Origin of the sequence: Pseudoalteromonas sp. P1-7a (assembly GCF_001401855.1) — a bacterium.
Taxonomy (GTDB): domain Bacteria; phylum Pseudomonadota; class Gammaproteobacteria; order Enterobacterales; family Alteromonadaceae; genus Pseudoalteromonas.
Genome location: NZ_LKDU01000004.1, coordinates 133,760 through 152,373 on the forward strand (window position 1 = coordinate 133,760; position 18,614 = coordinate 152,373).

The window sequence follows — 18,614 nt, forward strand, 5'->3', positions numbered from 1 at the left end:
AAATTTGCTGGGCTTAAAATTGGGTTAAGTCGCGTTTAAAACAACGACTCAAAATCACCATTAGGAAATAACACCCCGGGGATACCACGTACTGCAGTTACATCCGCAATTTTTGTATCGCCTAAGTACAAGCCACCGCTGTAGTTACTGCCAGCTTGTTTTACGTCGAGCCAACGGCCGTTTTCACCTTTTGCAGTTAAACTAATATTGCTATTTACTTCTCTAATGCGTAAATCTAAGGCTTTTTGTTTTACGCTAATAAAGACATCGCTACTAGTAAGCTGCGATAAATCAATAACATCACCTACATACGCCAGGCTAAAATCACTCGCACCACCCAAGGGCAGCGACAACTCAAGGCCAAACATTAAATCGTCGTTTTCCTCACCACTAAGTGGTGAAGCCTCAAGCGCGGTAATATGAAAAGGTGTTGTTTGAATATCGCTTTGAAACTGCCCTTCAAAATCAAATGAAGAAAGAGAAGTAACTTCCTGTGCAAACGCAGATACAAAACGGTTTAAATCTAATGATATCTCACCTGTTAGCTCGCCAGACTGCTTAGCAATAACAACATCAGTGATAATATTAGCTATGCCTGTTTGCGCATCAGGTAATAACTCACTTTGCTCACTTACCCCATCAAATTCAATTAGTAATTCGCTCACATCAACATCTAAACGAGTATCGTCGTTGATAACAGAAGCACTCATGACCCCTTCGACTTTATCGCCCAGTACACCACTTATTCTAAAAGTAGGAATAGACATATCTATACTAACTGGTAAACCGTCGTAAGTACCCGTAATTAGCCATTCGTAAGGGGATGTAGAATAGCTAATATCAAGATCGCGTAACCTGTATTGTCCTTCGCTTGCAGAAACTTCCGCAAGGGGCGAATAATTTATGATCACTTCGTTAAGTACTTCAGCAAGCACAGTGATCGCTTTTTGAGTATCATCATCAAATGCACTTTCTAGTTGCGCAAGTTTAGCATCTACATCCTCTGCGTAGGTTGTGTCCTGTAAGCGAATAACACCCAGTGCGTCTCTTATATTTTCGAGTAATTCGCGCGACTCGAGTGCTTGCTCAGTTTCAACCTTTTGTTGCCAATTGGTGTAGCTAGTCACGCTCGCAATAGTTTGCTTGACCTGCCCTGCTACACTTTGAATTAAACCATTACCTAGCTCACTGTAAAGGTTATCTGCAATGTATTGATCAGCTAAATTACTGTAAGTTTGCCACGCACTGGTATCATCTTGCTCGGTAATAAAATCATCAAATGCAGTGGCTAAATCAAACCCTTCAACAGACACACCAGCTACAATAGCCCCATAAGTAAATGCATCAGCCACAATTTCTGCCTCTAGTGTATTACTTAGGCTGCTGTGTGTAAGCTGATAAAAAGGACTTGCCGATAAGCTTGCAAGGGTCGCGTCAACATTTGCATTCGTAATTGCGGTACTTAACGGCGAGAAAAATACTTCATTAACGCCCGGTGCAACATAAGCGCGAGCAGCATAGTTTAAATTAACGCCAGTTATCTCTTCAAAATCAATTAAACGGTTTTCATTTATATCGTTTACATCGCCGCGAAGCGTTCTGCCGCAACCTGTAAAGCGTGGGCATGGCAAGGCACTATCGTCAGGTATAAATTCAAATGTATAAAAATTAAGAGGCGATACGCTCACGCTCGCAGTATTTATGTTTTCAACTGCAACAGACTCTACTACATTGCCTTGGCCGTCTAATTGATTAAGCGTACCTTTAACTGATTGCCATTTAGGCACATAAAAATTTACGGTAGAGGTGGATGCTACGCTTATTTCAATCGCTTCGTCACTACTATCATTTGAAGAGCCACCACAGCCACTAAGTGCTAGAGCAACTGACAAAGGTAAAAGTTTTTTTAACATCTTCATTCCTTAAAACTTAATGTTCATGTACCAATTTACATTCGCATAATAAGCTTTATCTAAATCTAAGCTGTCGGTTTGTAAATTAAGACCAAAGTACTCGTTTTCAATACCAACTAAAAACGCTTCACTTTTTGTTTCATAGCCAGCTTGTACCTTCCAATGATCCCAAAAATGAATACGCCCTTTTAACTGACTAAAGGTATCTTTATCGTACTGTTTTACTGTAAAAGCAGTTGAGTAGCGGTTATTTATTCTGTAATCGGCAAAAGCCGTAATACGCATTTCCATATCAAGTGTATGTGACTGGGTGTTCCCAAAAGCTGAGGTTTGAAGAGATACAGTAGGTGTAGAGGTAACATTACCACTCTCATCTTCACTGAAAGGAATTTCGGTCGTTTGCCCTTTTACTGAGCCAGTATCATCAAAGTCAGTTTTATAAAGTAAATCTTTTACACTTAGGCCTACTTTTAAATCATCATTTATTTGCCAATCGGCAAAAATATCTAAACTATAACCTAGGCCTTCAGGGTTTTCAGAAGGGGTAAACTTTTTGAATAGAATATCTTTCGAAAAGTTATAATCAGCAGTAATACTGCCTTCAACTTCGTCACTAAACACTCGCCCATCTACAGAAGCATCTTGAAAATGTGTACTGGCAAAAACAGACACTTTTGGCGTAATAGTGAGCGCGTTTTTATCTAAAAATTTAAAATCGTATGAAACAAATACCCCATTAGAGGTCACTTGCTTTGCATTTAACTGATATGTGTAAAATCGTTCTTCAAAGGGTAAGTCGTTTTTTTCTAAATAAGTATAAAGTGCAGTGTCTGGGTCAAAATTAAGTACATAATCATAACGGCTCTGCAGGCCCACTTTAAAATTATTATAGCCCACACCAATTTCAAAAATATTATAAGTAAATGCACTATCGCCAGATTTAATAGGCTCGTCAAAGTCATCTACAAATGCCTGTACTGGCTGTGCCTCAGTGTAGATTTCGGCGTCAAAGTGAGTAAATATTTGAAATTGATTATTTGCAGAAGCTAGAGGTGAAAGTAGAGCAGTTGAAAATCCTAACAAGAGAATTTTTTTTTTCATAATTTAATCGCTTTCTATAAAAAAAGGGAAAAGCGCACCGCTTTTCCCTTTTATAGTTTAAGTATTAGTTAGATGAGTCAATTAAAGTCACATCTGTGTACTCAATTACTTCATCATCAATGTAAGTAATCGAAACACCGTTTGTTACTTTAGTTGCGGTACCAAAGGTCATCATCATGCCATCGTACATCGCTTTAACATCACCCATGTAACCAGCTGATTCGGTACCCGACATAGACAGCGTGTAACCCATTGCTGCGTCACCGTTAACTTTAATTTCAAGCATGGTCATATCTTCATCACCACTGCTATCCACTTCAGACATTACGCTAAAGTCTAAGTCACCAGACATACCCATAGCTTCTAACATTGCAGAATCAGTTTCATCCATGCCGCTTAAGTTTAGGTTACCCATAAAGCCTGAGTCACCGTCCATAATTTCAACACGGTTCCACGCTTGCGCCATAGTAAGCTCTGCGTCATCAACGGTATCTGCATTTACAGCACCGTCAAAAGTAAATACTAAACACGAATCAATTTGTGTTGAATCGGTAATAGTACCATCAGCAAATGCTTGACACTCTTCTAGTGCATCCGCGGCTACATCACCTGTAACAAGCTCAACAGTTGCATCGCTTTGTGTATTTAGCATGCCACCCCAAGCAACAACAAGTTGATCATCTTGGTACGCTGCCGAAGCAGTAATTTCGCTACCGGTCGCTGAGTTTGTAAGCATTAGCGTCAAGTTGTCTAGGCTGTAGTCGTATGCCCATTCAGGATGAGTTGTTGAAGTACCTTCGCCAGAGTTACCCATATCAGCAAGCTCTTCAAACACATCAAATAACACTTCAGCTGTGTCGTATAGAGCATCGCCACCCGTGCTAGTTAATACCGTCATTGTAGAAAGTGACATTGACGTTTCTTTAACTGATGCTGTCGCCACTGCAAGGTCTGCTTCTGCTTGTAAGCTAAGCGCTGTTACGAGTTGCTCGTTTGCAAGTTCAGCCTGAGTTTGTGCAGCTTCGGCCATCATTTCTGCGCTTTCAACTAAATCAGCGGCTTCAGCCATATCAGCTTCAGTTACTGCTACAGCTTCATATTCAGTTGCAGCTTCTAAGGCTTGTTCAATCGCAAGCTCAAGCGCATCGACAGCAGCAGAAAAATCAGAAGCAGCAGTTACCGCAGCATCAACTAAAGCAACCGTTGCTTGTGCATCGTCACCCGAGTCAACAGCAGCTTGTGCAGCAGCAAGCGCACTTGTTGATGCAGCTTCTGCAGTATTAGCAGCTGTTTTCTTTTCACCTGCAACATCGGCAGTGTTCATAGCAACTTCTTTAGCAGCGGCTACTTCAATCTCGTACTCAGTGATAGCGTCTTGTGCATCAGTTACTAATTGCGCAATTGCTGCATCGTAATCGCTCAGGTTTTCTACCTCTACTAAGGCTGCGTCTTGTAAATCAGTTGCAGTATCAAGTACACCTTGATAGTCAGAGCTTTGCTCTACAAGTAAAGAAGCTGTGCTAACATAGCCCTGTGATTTAACATATAAAATATCAGCCATATTTGATAAGTCAGCAGCTTGTGCTTCGTTTTCAAGCGCTGCAACAGCAGCAACAAATTCAATTGCAGAGTCTGCATCGGTAATTGCATCACCACCTAATGCTTGAACATCAGCAAGCATTTCTTCAGCAGCATCTACCGATGCTTGAAGTTCTGTAAGCTCAGTAGAAGATGCATCAAGTTGAGCATTTAGAGCAACTGCTAAATCAGCATAAAAGTCATCGCCCGCTACACACTCATCGCCTGTACAACCAAGTTCTTCTAACACTGTTTGAACAGCCGTTGCAATTTCAGCCAGCTCTGCATCACTTGCAGCGCCGTTTTTAACTGCATTGTCTTTTGCTTCTTTAGCTTTAGTAGCAATGCCTGCTGAGTTTTCAGCAAATGCAGCTATCTCTGCCGCCGAAGGTGCTGGGACTTTAGCCGCATAAGCCGCTTCAAGGGCTGTTTTAATTGCTGCTTCATCACCTGTTGCAATTGCTACAAACACACTCGCCGTACTAGAAACAGCTGTTTGTAAAGTTGCTGCAACGTCGGTTGTGCTTAAAGTACCTGCTTTAATACCCTCTTTAATGCTAGTCATTACTTCGCTAATTGAAGATAAGCCTTGAATAGACGACGACAGCTGAGCAATTGCTAATACACCTTGTGAAAGTGCTTCTTCACCGTCTACATCACTTAAATCAACAGCGCCGCCGTTAGATACATCACCTAACAGTGCAGATAATAATACTGCTGCATCAGGACCCATTACCTGAATAACCGTATTTAAGCTTGTTGATGCAATTGCACCTGCGTCAACGTCAGCTTCAGCTTCAAGTAGTGCTTGAGCAACCAACGTAGTTAAAAAGGTTACATTGGCTTTAAACGAACGAGCAACATTTGCATCGCCTGCTGCACCACTTGTATCAGACGAATCAGCGTCCGCTGCAGCAATATATTTAACAACCGAAAGCTCTAGATCAGCTTTATACCATTCACCAAATTCAATGTTAGTGTCGCCATCGTTTACATCGTCTGCTTCTGGCGCTTCATCGTAAGTTCCACAGCCAACATATGCATCACAACGTAAATAACTATCGTCACCCTCTTCAGCAGTTGCAACTGTAATATACACAGGGCCTGTAAAGTCATCTTCAAGGTAAATGCTGTAACTACCATTATCGCCAGTTACTAGCGCATCGGGGTTGCCCGCTATTTTGCTTGCTTCTACTGCTGCATCAGCCGCATCTTGAGACGTTGCTTCGCCGGTAAATGTTTCAGCCTCTGCTGAAGCCTCTAATCTAAATGCAACCGGAACACTTTGACCTGTTTCGTCAAGTGTCATTACGCTAACAACGGCACCTTTCATTGCACCTTTAACAGCTTTACCTGTTATTTCTACGTTAAATTGAGCGTCATCAGATGATGTAACCGATTCAACTGGAGGAACATAAGTGTTTCTGTCGTTGTCTGAACCACAACCCGCCAAACCTAGTGTAAGTGCAACAGATGCTGCAATCGGGGTAATTTTAGTCATACGCTGTGCCATTTATTTCTCCTTGATAGCCTGCAATGAGTATCAGAAAATTATTTTATTAAATATACGTGCGAAAGTTTACAAAACAACATAAACAGACACACAATAACAACCTTTGTTACTTATAAATTAAAGTAACATTAAGTAACGAGTTTTTGCTACATTTTTATACGTTTTGAGTACAAGTTTTTATCTAATTTTAAACGACGCTTCTTCATAGGCTTTACTATATTTTCAATAACATATGTTAAAACCATTAAGAAGCATCGCTCTGGCGTACCATATATCCACAATATTAAGTGAATATTACATTTAATTTAGTTTGTTAATAATATTCTTCAAGTAATTGCGACAGATACGCTAAAAAAAACGCCCGCCAAAGCTAATATAATGAAAAAGGATGGGGTTAGGTGGTGTTTTGAAATGAAATATATAAACAGGATGTTTATTTAGCTTTATATTAAAACTAAACGCTAAAAAGTCATTAACGCGCAGTATGCACCGTTAATGACTCAATAAAAACGTTGAAAGTACTATTGAGGTGCTCTCACTACGCCCTCCATCAGCACGCGCGCACTGCGGCTCATGCTCGCTTTTGTTACTTGCCAATCGCCGTCTATCTGTTGAGCTTCGGCTCCTACTTTTAATGTACCAGAGGGGTGTCCAAAATTAATTTCGTTCAATGAGCCGCCACCTGCGGCCACATTAACAAGTGTACCTTCAATAGCAGCGGCAGCGCCAATAGCCACTGCAGCTGTGCCCATCATAGCGTGATGCAGCTTGCCCATAGACATAGCACGTACTAATAAATCAATTGTTTTAGCTTCAATAAATTTACCACTGGACGCGTTATAGTCTAATGGCGCTGCCACAAAAGCGACTTTAGGTGTATGCTGGCGTGTTTGTGCTTCGCTAATATTGCTGATCAGGCCCATTTTTACCGCACCATGGGCACGTATTGTTTCAAGCTTTTTAAGTGCGTCGATATCATTATTTATGTCATCTTGCAGCTCAGTGCCGCTGTAGCCAATATCGCTTGCGTTAATAAACACAGTAGGAATACCCGCGTTGATCATCGTGGCTTTTAAGGTACCAATTCTTGGTACTTCTAAGTCATCCACTACATTACCTGTAGGGAATAACGCCCCTTCACCGTCGGCAGGGTTTAAAAACTCAAGCTTTACCTCGGCAGCGGCGAAGGTTACGCCATCAAGTTCAAAATCCCCTGTTTCTTGCACTTCGCCATTAGTAATAGGTACGTGAACCAGAATGCTTTTTTTAATATTAGCTTGCCACACTCTCACCACGGCTACACCGTTATCGGGTACTCTGCTTTTATCAACTAGGCCATTCGTTATTGCAAACGCACCCACTGCGCTGGTTAAATTACCACAATTACCACTCCAATCTATAAAGGCTTTATCAATGGCCACTTGGCCAAATAAATAATCCACATCGTGATCGGTTTGCTCGCTTTTACTTAAAATAACCGTTTTACTGGTACTTGATGTAGCACCACCCATACCATCAGTTTGTTTGCCATATGGGTCGGGACTACCAATTATGCGCAACAATAAATTGTCGCGTGCCTCACCTGCCACTTGGGCAGGTTTGGGTAGGTCGGTTAATTTAAAAAATACACCTTTACTCGTGCCGCCGCGCATATAAGTTGCCGGTACTTTTATTTGTGGTTTAAACATAATGCACACTCCTTATGCTGATTGGGTTGCTTCTAAAAAGTCTTGTGCAAAACGCTGTAATACACCACCAGCAGCATAAATAGAAAGCTCTTCTTGGGTATCCAATCTACATTTCATAGGTACCGTTAGTACCTCACCATTTTTACGCGTAATCACCAAATCAATGGTAGCGCCAGGTGTAGGTTCGCCTTTTACATCAAAGCTTTCGCTGCCATCAATGTTAAGCGTTTTGCGGGTAGTGCCGGGTTTAAATTCAAGCGGCAATACACCCATACCTATTAAGTTTGTGCGGTGAATACGCTCAAAGCCCTCTGCGGCTATCACTTCAACGCCTGCAAGCCTTACCCCTTTTGCAGCCCAGTCGCGAGACGAGCCTTGTCCGTAATCTGCGCCCGCTACAATTATAAGCGGCTGCTTACGTTGCATGTAAGTTTCGATTGCTTCCCACATACGGGTATGAGTACCTTGAGGCTCTATACGTGCGTATGAACCTTGTTTAACCTCGCCGTTTTCATCACGTACCATTTCGTTAAGTAATTTAGGGTTAGCAAACGTGGCACGCTGTGCTGTTAAATGATCGCCTCGGTGCGTTGCGTACGAGTTAAAATCCTCTTCAGGGACGTTCATTTTAGCTAAGTATTCACCCGCCGCACTGCTTGCCATTATGGCGTTTGAAGGCGATAAATGATCCGTTGTAATGTTATCGCCAAGTACAGCAAGGGCGCGCATGCCCGTCATAGTGCGCTCACCGGCAAGGGCACCTTCCCAATATGGCGGGCGGCGAATATACGTACTTTGCTCGCGCCAGTTATAAAGGGGATCGTTCTCTTCACCGTAATCTACGGTTAAATCAAACATAGGTTCGTACACTTTTTTAAATTGCTCTGGCTTAACGCTTTGTTTTATTACCTCGTCTATTTCTTCATCGCTTGGCCATAAATCTTTAAGGGTTATTTCGTTGCCGTTTTGATCTTGCCCTAAACTATCTTTTTCAATATCAAAACGAATAGTACCGGCAATAGCGTAAGCCACCACTAATGGCGGTGAGGCTAAAAACGCTTGCTTAGCATACGGATGTATACGCCCGTCAAAGTTACGATTGCCCGAAAGTACCGCTGTTGCATATAAATCGCGATCAATTACTTCTTGTTGAATTACAGGGTCAAGTGCGCCGCTCATACCGTTACAGGTAGTACAAGCAAAGCCCACAATACCAAAGCCGAGCTTTTCAAGTTCAGGGAGTAAATTTGCCTCTTCTAGGTATGATTGCACCGCTTTAGAACCTGGCGCTAATGACGTTTTAACCCAGGGTTTACGCATTAACCCTTTGGCATTTGCATTACGTGCAAGTAAGCCTGCAGCAATTACATTGCGCGGGTTACTGGTGTTAGTACAACTTGTAATAGCCGCGATAATACATGCGCCATCAGGCATTAAGCCTTCCTCGTTTTCAACCGTGCCAGATATACCTTCTTTGGCTAAATCGCTAGTAGATACTCGGCGGTGTGGGTTTGAAGGCCCAGCAATGTTGCGCCCTACACTTGATAAATCAAATTTAAGCACGCGCTCATATTTAGCTGTTTTTAAGCTCTCGCTCCAAAGACCAGCTGTTTTAGCGTAGTTTTCTACCAGCGCTATTTGCTCTTCATCTCGCCCTGTTAAACGTAAATAGTCTATTGTTTTATCGTCTATGTAAAACATGGCCGCAGTGGCGCCAAATTCTGGCGTCATGTTTGAAATAGTTGCTCTGTCGCCTAGGGTTAGTGCATCTGCACCTTCGCCGTAAAACTCTAAATAGGTCGATACCACGCGCTGCTCGCGTAAAAACTCGGTAATAGCCAATACTATATCTGTAGCAGTAATACCAGGTTGGCGAGTGCCTGTTAGCTCAACACCAACAATGTCAGGCAAGCGCATGTAAGAGGCGCGGCCAAGCATAACGCTTTCGGCTTCAAGCCCGCCTACACCTACAGCAATCACGCCAAGAGCATCAACATGCGGGGTGTGACTGTCGGTACCCACTAAGGTATCAGGAAATGCAATGCCATCGCGGTTTTGAATAACCGGCGACATTTTTTCAAGGTTAATTTGATGCATAATGCCGTTACCAGGCGGAATAACATCAATATTTTTAAAAGCGGTTTTAGTCCAGTTTATAAAATGAAAACGGTCATCGTTACGGCGATCTTCTATGGCACGGTTTTTTTCAAATGCGTCTGGGTCAAAACCTGCGTGCTCCACCGCTAAAGAATGGTCAACAATAAGCTGTGTAGGTACCACCGGATTCACTTTTGCCGGATCCCCACCTTTTGCAGCAATGGCGTCGCGCAGGCCTGCTAAATCAACCAAGGCGGTTTGGCCTAAAATATCGTGGCACACCACGCGCGCCGGATACCACGGAAAGTCTAAATCTTGTTTACGCTCAATAAGCTGAGTAAGCGCATCGGTTAGCATATCAGGCTCACAGCGGCGCACTAGGTTTTCGGCTAGTACGCGTGAGGTGTAAGGCAAAGTGGCATATGCACCTGGCTTAATTGCATCTACCGCAGCTTGAGTATCGTAGTAATCCACATTTGAGCCGGGTAAGGGTTTTCGGTATTGGGTGTTATTAATTATGGTCATAATACAGGTTCGCTAATAAGTGACGGGAAATAAAAGGCAAAAGGTGAGCGTATTGCTCACCTTACATACTGACTAATCAGCCTCTTGATTCAATTGGCGTGTAACTGCGTGCCTCTGGCCCTGTGTAATCTGCACTTGGGCGAATAATACGGTTATTAGCGCGCTGCTCTTTAACATGTGCCGTCCAGCCTGTAACACGGCTCATCACAAATATTGGCGTAAATAACTTAGTGGGAATACCCATAAAGTGATACGCCGATGCATGGAAAAAATCAGCATTACAAAACAGTTTTTTCTCGCGCCACATAACCTCTTCACACCTAACCGACACAGGGTAAAGCACGTCATCGCCCACCTCTTTAGCTAGTTTTTCAGAGAACTTTTTAATAATAACGTTACGGGGGTCAGACTCGCGGTAAATAGCGTGGCCAAAGCCCATAATTTTATCTTTACGCTCTAGCATACCCATAATTTCTTGCTCGGCATGATCAGCACTTGTAAAACCTTGAATCATATCCATAGCTGCTTCGTTTGCACCACCATGCAGTGGCCCGCGCAGTGTGCCTATTGCACCGGTTACACAAGAATGAATATCAGACAAAGTAGATGCACATACGCGCCCCGTAAACGTAGAGGCGTTAAACTCATGCTCTGCGTATAAAATTAGCGACACATTCATTACTTGTGCAAACAACTCACTCGGTGCTTTGTCGTGCAATAAAGTTAAAAAGTGCGCGCCTACTGAGTCGTCATCGGTTTGTGTATCAATGCGTACACCATCGTGAGTAAAGCGGTACCAATAACAAATAATACTAGGGAATACTGCAACCATACGGTCAATCGCATCGTTTGCTTGGCTAAAATCAAGTTCCATTTCTAGGTTACCCAGCATTGAGCAACCGGTACGCATAACATCCATTGGGTGCGCGTCTTTAGGAATATTTTCAAGCACGGTTTTTAGTGCATCTGGCAGGCCACGTAGGCTTTTTAATTTTGCTTTATAATCAGCTAGTTCATTGGCTGTAGGTAGCTCGCCGCGCGAAAGTAAAAACGACACCTCTTCAAACTGCGCTTTTTCGGCAAGTTCACTAATATCGTAACCACAATACGTTAAACCCGAGCCTGATTGCCCTACTGTACATAATGCTGTTTGCCCTGCTACTTGGCCGCGTAAGCCTGCACCGCCTAATGCTTTATCTACCATGATCTTCTCCTATCTTAAATTTGTGTGTGATTTTAATAATTATTATTTGTCAGATTTTGATGAAAAAAGGTTATCAAGTGTGTTTTCGTATGTGTGGTAATCTAAAAATTCGTAAAGCTCTGCGCGTGTTTGCATGTTTTCAATTTGGCTTTGCTGCGAACCTTCATTTAAAATGGCAGAGTACACATTAAGCGCGGCTTTGTTCATGGCTCTAAACGCACTAAGTGGGTAAAGCACCATTTCAACACCTACCTCACTTAACTGCTCTTTGGTGTAAATAGGCGTTTGGCCAAACTCAGTAATGTTAGCCAAAATAGGCACGTTTAACGCTTCCGAAAACGCTTGGTAATCGGCAAGGTCGTGCACGGCTTCAGCAAAAATTGCGTCTGCGCCCGCTTCTACACAGGCAGCGGCACGGTCAATTGCGGCATTTAAGCCTTCTTTTTGAAATGCATCGGTGCGAGCCATAATGTAAAAATCGCTATCGGTTTTAGCATCAACGGCAGCTTTAATGCGGTCAACCATTTCACCTTGGCTTACAATTTCTTTATTAGGGCGGTGTCCACAACGCTTTTGCGCTACTTGGTCTTCAATATGAAAACCCGCCGCACCGGCTTTAGTCATTTCTTTAACGGTACGCGCAATATTAAACGCGCCGCCCCAACCGGTATCGGCATCAACAAGTAGTGGTAAATCGCTGGCACCGGTTATACGGCGAATATCTTCAAGTACGTTATCAAGGCTGGTCATGCCTAAATCGGGCATACCGTAAGAGGCATTTGCCACACCGGCACCTGAGAGGTAAATAGCTTGGTGACCCATTTTTTCAGCCATCATCGCTGTGTAAGCATTAATAGTACCTACAACTTGTAATGGGCGATTATTAGCAATAGCCTGTTTAAATTTTAATCCTGCTGACATTACTTTCTCCTGACTTTGAACGGTTGCTACATGGAGTAACTTAGTGTTTTAATTTTAAATTGTGACTGTTTTTTAGTTTTTAGCTGTTAGCTGTTAGCTTTTAACCTTTAACCTTTAACCTTTAACCTTTAGCTTTTATAAAGTTTTTGTTTATGACAAATACCAATCTGTATGTGTATGAGGTCTATTTAACGCTAAGAAAATCGTTCTGTAACTAGGCAATAATTTTTATGTTTAGTGGTTCTAAATAAAAAATTCTTAACGACGTTATAGAGCGATTTAATCAGTTAAATTGTTCGAATACTCATATTGATTGGTATACATCAAATTTGGTTTGAATATTAGCTTGCGATGCACTTATGTGTCGTTTCATCAGCATTTCAGCAAGTTCACCATCGTGGTTTTCTATTGCGTTTATAATGGCTAAATGCTCGTCAAACGCTTTAGATACACGCGGCCCCACCATACCCATTTGCACACGGTACATACGTATTAACTGGTAAAGTCCATTACACAACAAATGGATAAGGTGCGCGTTTTTACTACCTTTAATAATACGATAATGAAAGTCTAAATCGCCCGCTTCTTGATAGTACGACTCGCCCTCTTTAACGCGTTGAGTTTGCAAATGTTGATTAAGTAATTGCTTTAATCCTTTAACCTCATCGGGTTCCATATTGTCGGCAGCAAGCCTACATGCTAAACCTTCAAGAGAACTGCGTACTTGATAAACCTCAATTAAACGCTCTGCAGTGAGTGCCACTACACGGCAGCCCACGTTTGCTTTACGCTCTACTAAGTAACAGCTTTCTAAGCGATTAAGCGCTTCTCTAAGCGTGGCGCGGCTTACACCGTAACGCTTAGCAAGTTCTGGCTCTGAAATTTTGCTACCTTGCTCTATGCTGCCCTCTACTATTTCACGGCGCATATCTACAAACACTTGATCAGAAGCTGTAGTAATTGGTGTATCGATTAAAAAAGGTTGCGTCATGGCTTTATAAATAAATTGTCGACAATTAATGAACTAACTATGTGCTTAATAAAAAAACATGTCAACCCCAAACAAGTTGAAAATGAGTAAAAAACACACTTATTGTCGACACTGTTAATCTAAAGCCGTATAAAACTGCTTTAAAATTAAACTAAAAACACAATATGTCGACATGCTGGCAAATTATAAAACCGCTATTTAACGCTGAAAAAACACTTTAAAAGTGCTAATATCACGCTTTATTTTTTAATGTACGAGCCACTGCGTGAACGCCAACACTTATATTCCTGAGCACTTTATTGACGACGTAAAAACCTATTTACCTGCTCACCTCAATTTAGACGACTTTATAAACGCGTGTCGTCGCCCGCTCAGAAAGTCTATTCGTGTAAATACATTAAAAATTTCGATTGAAGAATTTTTAAAGCGCGCAGAACAAAAAAACTGGCAAGTTACCCCTATACCTTGGTGTAGCGAGGGTTTTTGGCTAGAGCGCCCAAGCGATGAAGAGCAAAATTTAGCACTGGGCAATACCGACCTACACCTAAGCGGTGCCATGTACGTGCAAGAGGCAAGCTCAATGCTACCGCCTATGGCACTTAAGAAAAGTATTGAAAACGCAGACGAAAATAATAACTATGTGCTAGATATGGCATCAGCCCCAGGCTCTAAAACCTCACAACTTGCCGCACTCATGAATAACCAAGGCATACTGGTTGCCAACGAGCTTTCGTCGTCTCGCTTAAAAGTACTGAGCGCAACGCTTAAACGTATGGGTGTAGGTAACTGTGCGCTTTCGCATTTTGATGGTGTTATATTTGGTAACTACATGTTTGAATGCTTTGATAGCATTTTGCTCGACGCGCCTTGCTCAGGCGAAGGAACAGTACGAAAAGACGCCGACGCACTTAAAAATTGGTCAATAGAATCAAATATTGAGATTGCTCAAGTACAAAAAGACTTAATTAAAAGCGCCTTTTACGCATTAAAACCAGGTGGTACGCTGGTGTATTCAACCTGTACGCTCACCCCGCTCGAAAACCAACAAGTATGTGATTATTTACTCAGTGAATTTGGCGACTACATTGAGCCGCAGTCGCTAAGTGATTTATTTGAAGGGGCAGAAAAAGCCACCACCGCCGAGGGCTACTTACATGTGTGGCCACAAACGTACGACAGTGAAGGCTTTTTTATTGCTAAATTTAAAAAACGAGCAAGCTGTAATAACCCAGCCCAAACAGTTAAAAAAGGTGCGTTTCCGTTTAACGAGTTTGATAAAAAGCAAACCACGTTATTTATGAGCCAGCTTAAAAAGCAGTTTGGTTTAAAAGCGCTGCCAGGTAAATTAATGCAACGCGATAAAGAGCTGTGGTTATTTCCTGATGGGTTTGAAGCCGTGCAAAGTAAAATTAAATACGCACGTTTAGGTATTCAGTTAGGTATTATTCACAAAAACGGTGTAAGGCTTACTCACGAATTTGCAACCGTGTTTGGCAGTGAATGCAAAAGCAATACCTATGCTTTAACAAACGAGCAAGCAAACGACTACTTTAATGGTAAAGATGTGCGCCTAGAAGACGTTACGAAAGCCACCGGCGAAGTAATATTAACTTTGTGTGGCTGCCCTATTGGGCTGGGTAAATGGCAAAAAAATAAGATCAAAAACTCTTTGCCACGCGATCTTGTGCAAAATACGCAGTTAATAAGCTGGGTATAAAACAAGCAATACATTAGTTAACCTGTGCACAACCCCATTAAGCCTTTGTTATTATTTTAGGTTAATAAACAAACAAAACTTAGAGTTTTACAGGTTAGTTAACTACACTAGAAGGTACTTTCTTCTTCTCCCTAAGAATTTCGAAAGTGTATTTAGTTAGCGCAAGGCTCAACTAAGAGCCATTTATAGCCCAGAGCTATTTACAATGGCTCTGGGCGTTTTCATACAACTAAGTTAAGTGATTTTTAAATAGGCTGCACATATTCTTTTGCGCTTTTAACATAAGTAAACTATGCGCCCACAAGTAAATACCAAATCTTGCCCTGTAGACGCGCAGCTTGCTGGCGTTTAAAAGCAACGCTTTATACATACCTATAAATAAATCGCCAGCAAGCAAGGCCTACAGTAAAATTATTCACAAAGAGGTTTAGACACGCTGCGCTATAGAGAAGTAAGCAACAAAGTAAAAGTATCCAGTGGTCATGCCTTCTCATTTACTCCTCTTTTGCTTCTCTTTGTGCACATGATCTTTTAAAAAGAAGTTACGCTTTTAACGTGAGCAAGCTCAACGTTTACAAGTAAATATCAAACCTTACACTGTAGACGCGCAGCTTGCTGGCGTTTAAAAGCAACGCTTTTACTTACCTATAAATAAAGCACCAGCAAGCAAGGATCACAGTAAAACTATTCACAAAGAGGTTTAAAGACGCTGCGCTATAGAGAAGTAAGCAACAGAGTAAAAGTATCCAGTGGTTATGTCATCTCATTTACTCCTCTTTTGCTTCTCTTTGTGCACATGATCTTTTAAAAAGAAGCTATGCTTTTAACGTGAAAAACGCACCGTTTACAAGTAAATACCAAACCTTGCCCTGTAGACGCACAGCTTGCTTGCGTTTAAAAGCAACGCTTTTACATATTTATAAATAAAGCACCAGCAAGCAAGGCGCCTACAGTAAAATTATTCACAAAGAGATTTAGACACGCTGCGCTATAGAGAAGTAAGCAACAAAGTAAAAGTATCCAGTGGTTATGCCTTCTCATTTACTCCTCTTTTGTTACGCTTTTAACGTGAAAAACGCACCGTTTACAAGTAAATACCAAACCTTGCCCTGTAGACTCGCAGCTTGCTGGCGTTTAAAAGCAACGCTTTTACATACCTATAAATAAAGCGCCAGCAAGCAAGGCCCACAGTAAAATTATTCACAAAGAGGTTTAGACACGCTGCGCTATAGAGAAGTGAGCAACAAAGTAAAAGTATCCAGTGGTCACGTCTTCTCATTTACTCCTCTTTTGCTTCTCTTTGTGCACATGATCTTTTAAAAAGAAGCTACGCTTTTAACGCGAAAAAATTCAACGTTTACAATTACATACAAAACCTTACCCTGTAGACGCGCAGCTTGCTGGCGTTTAAAAGCAACGCTTTTTACATATCTATAAATAAATCGCCAGCAAGCAAGGCCCACAGTAAAATTATTCACAAAGAGGTTTAGAGACGCTGCGCTATAGAGAAGTAAGCAACAAAGTAAAAGTATCCAGTGGTTATGTCATCTCATTTACTCCTCTTTTGCTTCTCTTTGTGCACATGATCTTTTAATAAGAAGCTGCGCTTCTAACGTGAGCAAGCTCAACGTCTACATAATCGGCTTAAATATATAACCCGTAGGCGTGAAGCTTGCTCACGCAGGTTATTAAAAATTAATTAAATATTCACAAAGAGGTTAAGAGGCGCTTCGCTTTAGAGAAGTAATCTAGTGGCTAAGTTAATAAACCATAATAGGTGTCTTAATGTGTGCTCATTTACTTCTCTTTGTGCACATAATCTTTTAAAAAGAAGCTATGCTTTTAACGTGAGAAGCAACGCCCTAAAGTAAATACACGCAATTTCACTTTACTCTCGGTGGTGAGGTTAAATAACTAATAGCTGAAATCGTTTCCTAAGGAAGGAACCTATTTACAGTGTTTTTTAAACATCCAGCTATTTCTGGCAGATTCAAATTGTGCACCAAACTGAAGAGACAAACATAAAGTAGGGAGTGTATTTGTTTGCTTAGCTATCTCAAACGCACGTGAAAATTTATAGCCATGCTTGGCTGCAAGGCTAAGCTCGCTAACATACAAAGCTTTATATTTTGGAGGGAGTTGCGGCCAGTTAACAAGCGCTATTTCAATAATACCTAAGTGAACACCTATTTTATAAGGGCCTGCTTTTTTAGCCTGCTGAATATAACCAAACACACGATCACTTGCCCCCTCTTGATAACTTGTTACTTTAGCTAAGTCTATCCATGTTTCGGCCCACGACGTTCTGTGCTTTAACGAATTTAAAAGAGAAAGCTCAACTTGCTTATATACTTTAGGAGCGCTTTCAACGCTTACATTATTTTTAGTTAGGCTAAGCATTTTTATATACGCACTTAGCTGCCAATAATGCGCTTGGAGAGGCTCAAGTTGTGTGGCGAGTGTTATTGCCTCGTTTGCCAGGCTAAGCTCTTGAGGTGTTAGTAAATCACTAGGCTGTTTTAGCGTATTTAATGCATTAAAATACCACGCATTAGCGCGCATACTTTGTATGCTTTCAAAGCTAATAAACAAAGTAATAATTGCAAACAATGTAATTTGAGTTAGCTTTTTTAAATTACTCATCAAACAAAGACTCTGTTAAACGCTGTGGATTGTTAACAAACAAGTGTTGTGCTTCTAACTCACCTATTAAATCGGTAACGAGCCTTTTTGCATTACTTAATAATGGAGGCCTTCGTTTGACTGAGTGGGCATCGCTTGCAACATAACTAACCAAGCCTTTTTGTAGCATATCAATACTAATTGCTTTAGCAGTATCGCCCCACGCCCCTTCTATGCTTGAGGCAGTTAACTGAAAATCACAACCTAACTGCTTTAAACGCTCAATATAAAATGGGTTTGCTTGAATATCTCTGTTGCGTTCGGGGTGAGGAATTATCGCTTTTATATTTTGTTTAGATAGCCAATTTATAAACTTATCGTAACCTTGCGGTACGTGGGAATGCGGTAACTCTAACAACAAATAATTAACCGAATCTAACGCACCAATAAAAGGTAACTGCCCCGCCATAACCATCGCCATTAATTCAATGTCGAGCCTAACCTCTGCAGCTACCGCAAGCTTTAAATCAATACCTGCATTTAAAGCCTCTCGCTTTAAAACATCAATGTCATTATTAAGTGCTTTCGCTGAGTTATTAAATCGGCCTATATGAATATGTGGCGTTGCTACCATGTGTGTTATTCCATCATTTTGCGCCATTTTTAATAGCGCTAAAGATTCGTTTAAATCTTTAGCGCCATCGTCAATGCCTGGCAAAATATGCGAATGAATATCAAACATAA

At 41.5% G+C, this 18,614-nt stretch carries 11 protein-coding genes; 1 reads left to right on the forward strand and 10 read right to left on the reverse strand.

Annotated elements, in window-relative coordinates; translation table 11 throughout:
- Positions 1-35 precede the first annotated feature (35 nt).
- The 8 genes from AN389_RS05185 to AN389_RS05220 form a co-directional block, all read right to left on the reverse strand.
- Positions 36-1,913, reverse strand: a complete 1,878-nt coding sequence (locus AN389_RS05185; protein WP_055017843.1) for a hypothetical protein — start codon at positions 1,911-1,913, stop codon at positions 36-38.
- Positions 1,914-1,922: 9 nt separating this feature from the next.
- On the reverse strand, positions 1,923-3,014 hold the full coding sequence (locus AN389_RS05190; protein ID WP_055019391.1) for a hypothetical protein: 1,092 nt from the start codon (positions 3,012-3,014) through the stop codon (positions 1,923-1,925).
- 64 nt (positions 3,015-3,078) lie between these two features.
- Complete coding sequence (locus AN389_RS05195; protein ID WP_055019392.1) at positions 3,079-6,105, reverse strand: hypothetical protein; 3,027 nt, start codon at positions 6,103-6,105, stop codon at positions 3,079-3,081.
- A 521-nt stretch (positions 6,106-6,626) separates the two neighbouring features.
- Positions 6,627-7,793 carry a 2-methylaconitate cis-trans isomerase PrpF gene (gene prpF, locus AN389_RS05200; protein ID WP_055019393.1) on the reverse strand — a complete coding sequence of 389 codons (1,167 nt, stop codon included), beginning with the start codon at positions 7,791-7,793 and terminating at the stop codon, positions 6,627-6,629.
- A 12-nt stretch (positions 7,794-7,805) separates the two neighbouring features.
- Positions 7,806-10,415, reverse strand: coding sequence for a Fe/S-dependent 2-methylisocitrate dehydratase AcnD (gene acnD / locus AN389_RS05205; RefSeq protein ID WP_055019394.1), 2,610 nt, complete (start codon positions 10,413-10,415; stop codon positions 7,806-7,808).
- A gap of 76 nt (positions 10,416-10,491) precedes the next feature.
- Complete coding sequence (gene prpC / locus AN389_RS05210) at positions 10,492-11,619, reverse strand: 2-methylcitrate synthase (RefSeq protein ID WP_055015050.1); 1,128 nt, start codon at positions 11,617-11,619, stop codon at positions 10,492-10,494.
- 42 nt (positions 11,620-11,661) lie between these two features.
- A complete protein-coding gene (prpB, locus tag AN389_RS05215; protein ID WP_055019395.1) occupies positions 11,662-12,540 on the reverse strand; it encodes a methylisocitrate lyase in 879 nt (292 codons plus the stop codon).
- A 304-nt stretch (positions 12,541-12,844) separates the two neighbouring features.
- Positions 12,845-13,531 carry a GntR family transcriptional regulator gene (locus AN389_RS05220; RefSeq protein WP_055015052.1) on the reverse strand — a complete coding sequence of 229 codons (687 nt, stop codon included), beginning with the start codon at positions 13,529-13,531 and terminating at the stop codon, positions 12,845-12,847.
- A gap of 265 nt (positions 13,532-13,796) precedes the next feature.
- Here AN389_RS05220 and rsmF point away from each other — a divergent pair, with 265 nt between their 5' ends.
- A complete protein-coding gene (rsmF, locus tag AN389_RS05225) occupies positions 13,797-15,248 on the forward strand; it encodes a 16S rRNA (cytosine(1407)-C(5))-methyltransferase RsmF (protein ID WP_055019396.1) in 1,452 nt (483 codons plus the stop codon).
- A gap of 1,947 nt (positions 15,249-17,195) precedes the next feature.
- Here the strand turns inward: rsmF and AN389_RS05230 are convergent.
- Positions 17,196-17,891: a VpsP family polysaccharide biosynthesis protein gene (locus AN389_RS05230; protein ID WP_055019397.1), complete on the reverse strand. Its 696-nt coding sequence runs from the start codon at positions 17,889-17,891 to the stop codon at positions 17,196-17,198.
- Entirely contained in the window at positions 17,884-18,612 is a 729-nt protein-coding gene (locus AN389_RS05235) for a tyrosine-protein phosphatase (protein ID WP_055019398.1), read from the reverse strand. The genes AN389_RS05230 and AN389_RS05235 overlap by 8 nt, the downstream gene beginning before the upstream one ends.
- Between the last annotated feature and the right edge of the window lie 2 nt (positions 18,613-18,614).

Bases quoted from the DNA above. Each gene is read 5' to 3' on its own strand.
- AN389_RS05235 (WP_055019398.1), bottom strand. From the start codon at position 18,612: ATGTTTGATATTCATTCGCATATTTTGCCAGGCATTGACGATGGCGCT.
- AN389_RS05190 (WP_055019391.1), bottom strand. From the start codon at position 3,014: ATGAAAAAAAAAATTCTCTTGTTAGGATTTTCAACTGCTCTACTTTCA.
- AN389_RS05185 (WP_055017843.1), bottom strand. From the start codon at position 1,913: ATGTTAAAAAAACTTTTACCTTTGTCAGTTGCTCTAGCACTTAGTGGC.
- AN389_RS05220 (WP_055015052.1), bottom strand. From the start codon at position 13,531: ATGACGCAACCTTTTTTAATCGATACACCAATTACTACAGCTTCTGAT.
- prpF (WP_055019393.1), bottom strand. From the start codon at position 7,793: ATGTTTAAACCACAAATAAAAGTACCGGCAACTTATATGCGCGGCGGC.
- prpB (WP_055019395.1), bottom strand. From the start codon at position 12,540: ATGTCAGCAGGATTAAAATTTAAACAGGCTATTGCTAATAATCGCCCA.
- AN389_RS05230 (WP_055019397.1), bottom strand. From the start codon at position 17,891: ATGAGTAATTTAAAAAAGCTAACTCAAATTACATTGTTTGCAATTATT.
- acnD (WP_055019394.1), bottom strand. From the start codon at position 10,415: ATGACCATAATTAATAACACCCAATACCGAAAACCCTTACCCGGCTCA.
- AN389_RS05195 (WP_055019392.1), bottom strand. From the start codon at position 6,105: ATGGCACAGCGTATGACTAAAATTACCCCGATTGCAGCATCTGTTGCA.
- prpC (WP_055015050.1), bottom strand. From the start codon at position 11,619: ATGGTAGATAAAGCATTAGGCGGTGCAGGCTTACGCGGCCAAGTAGCA.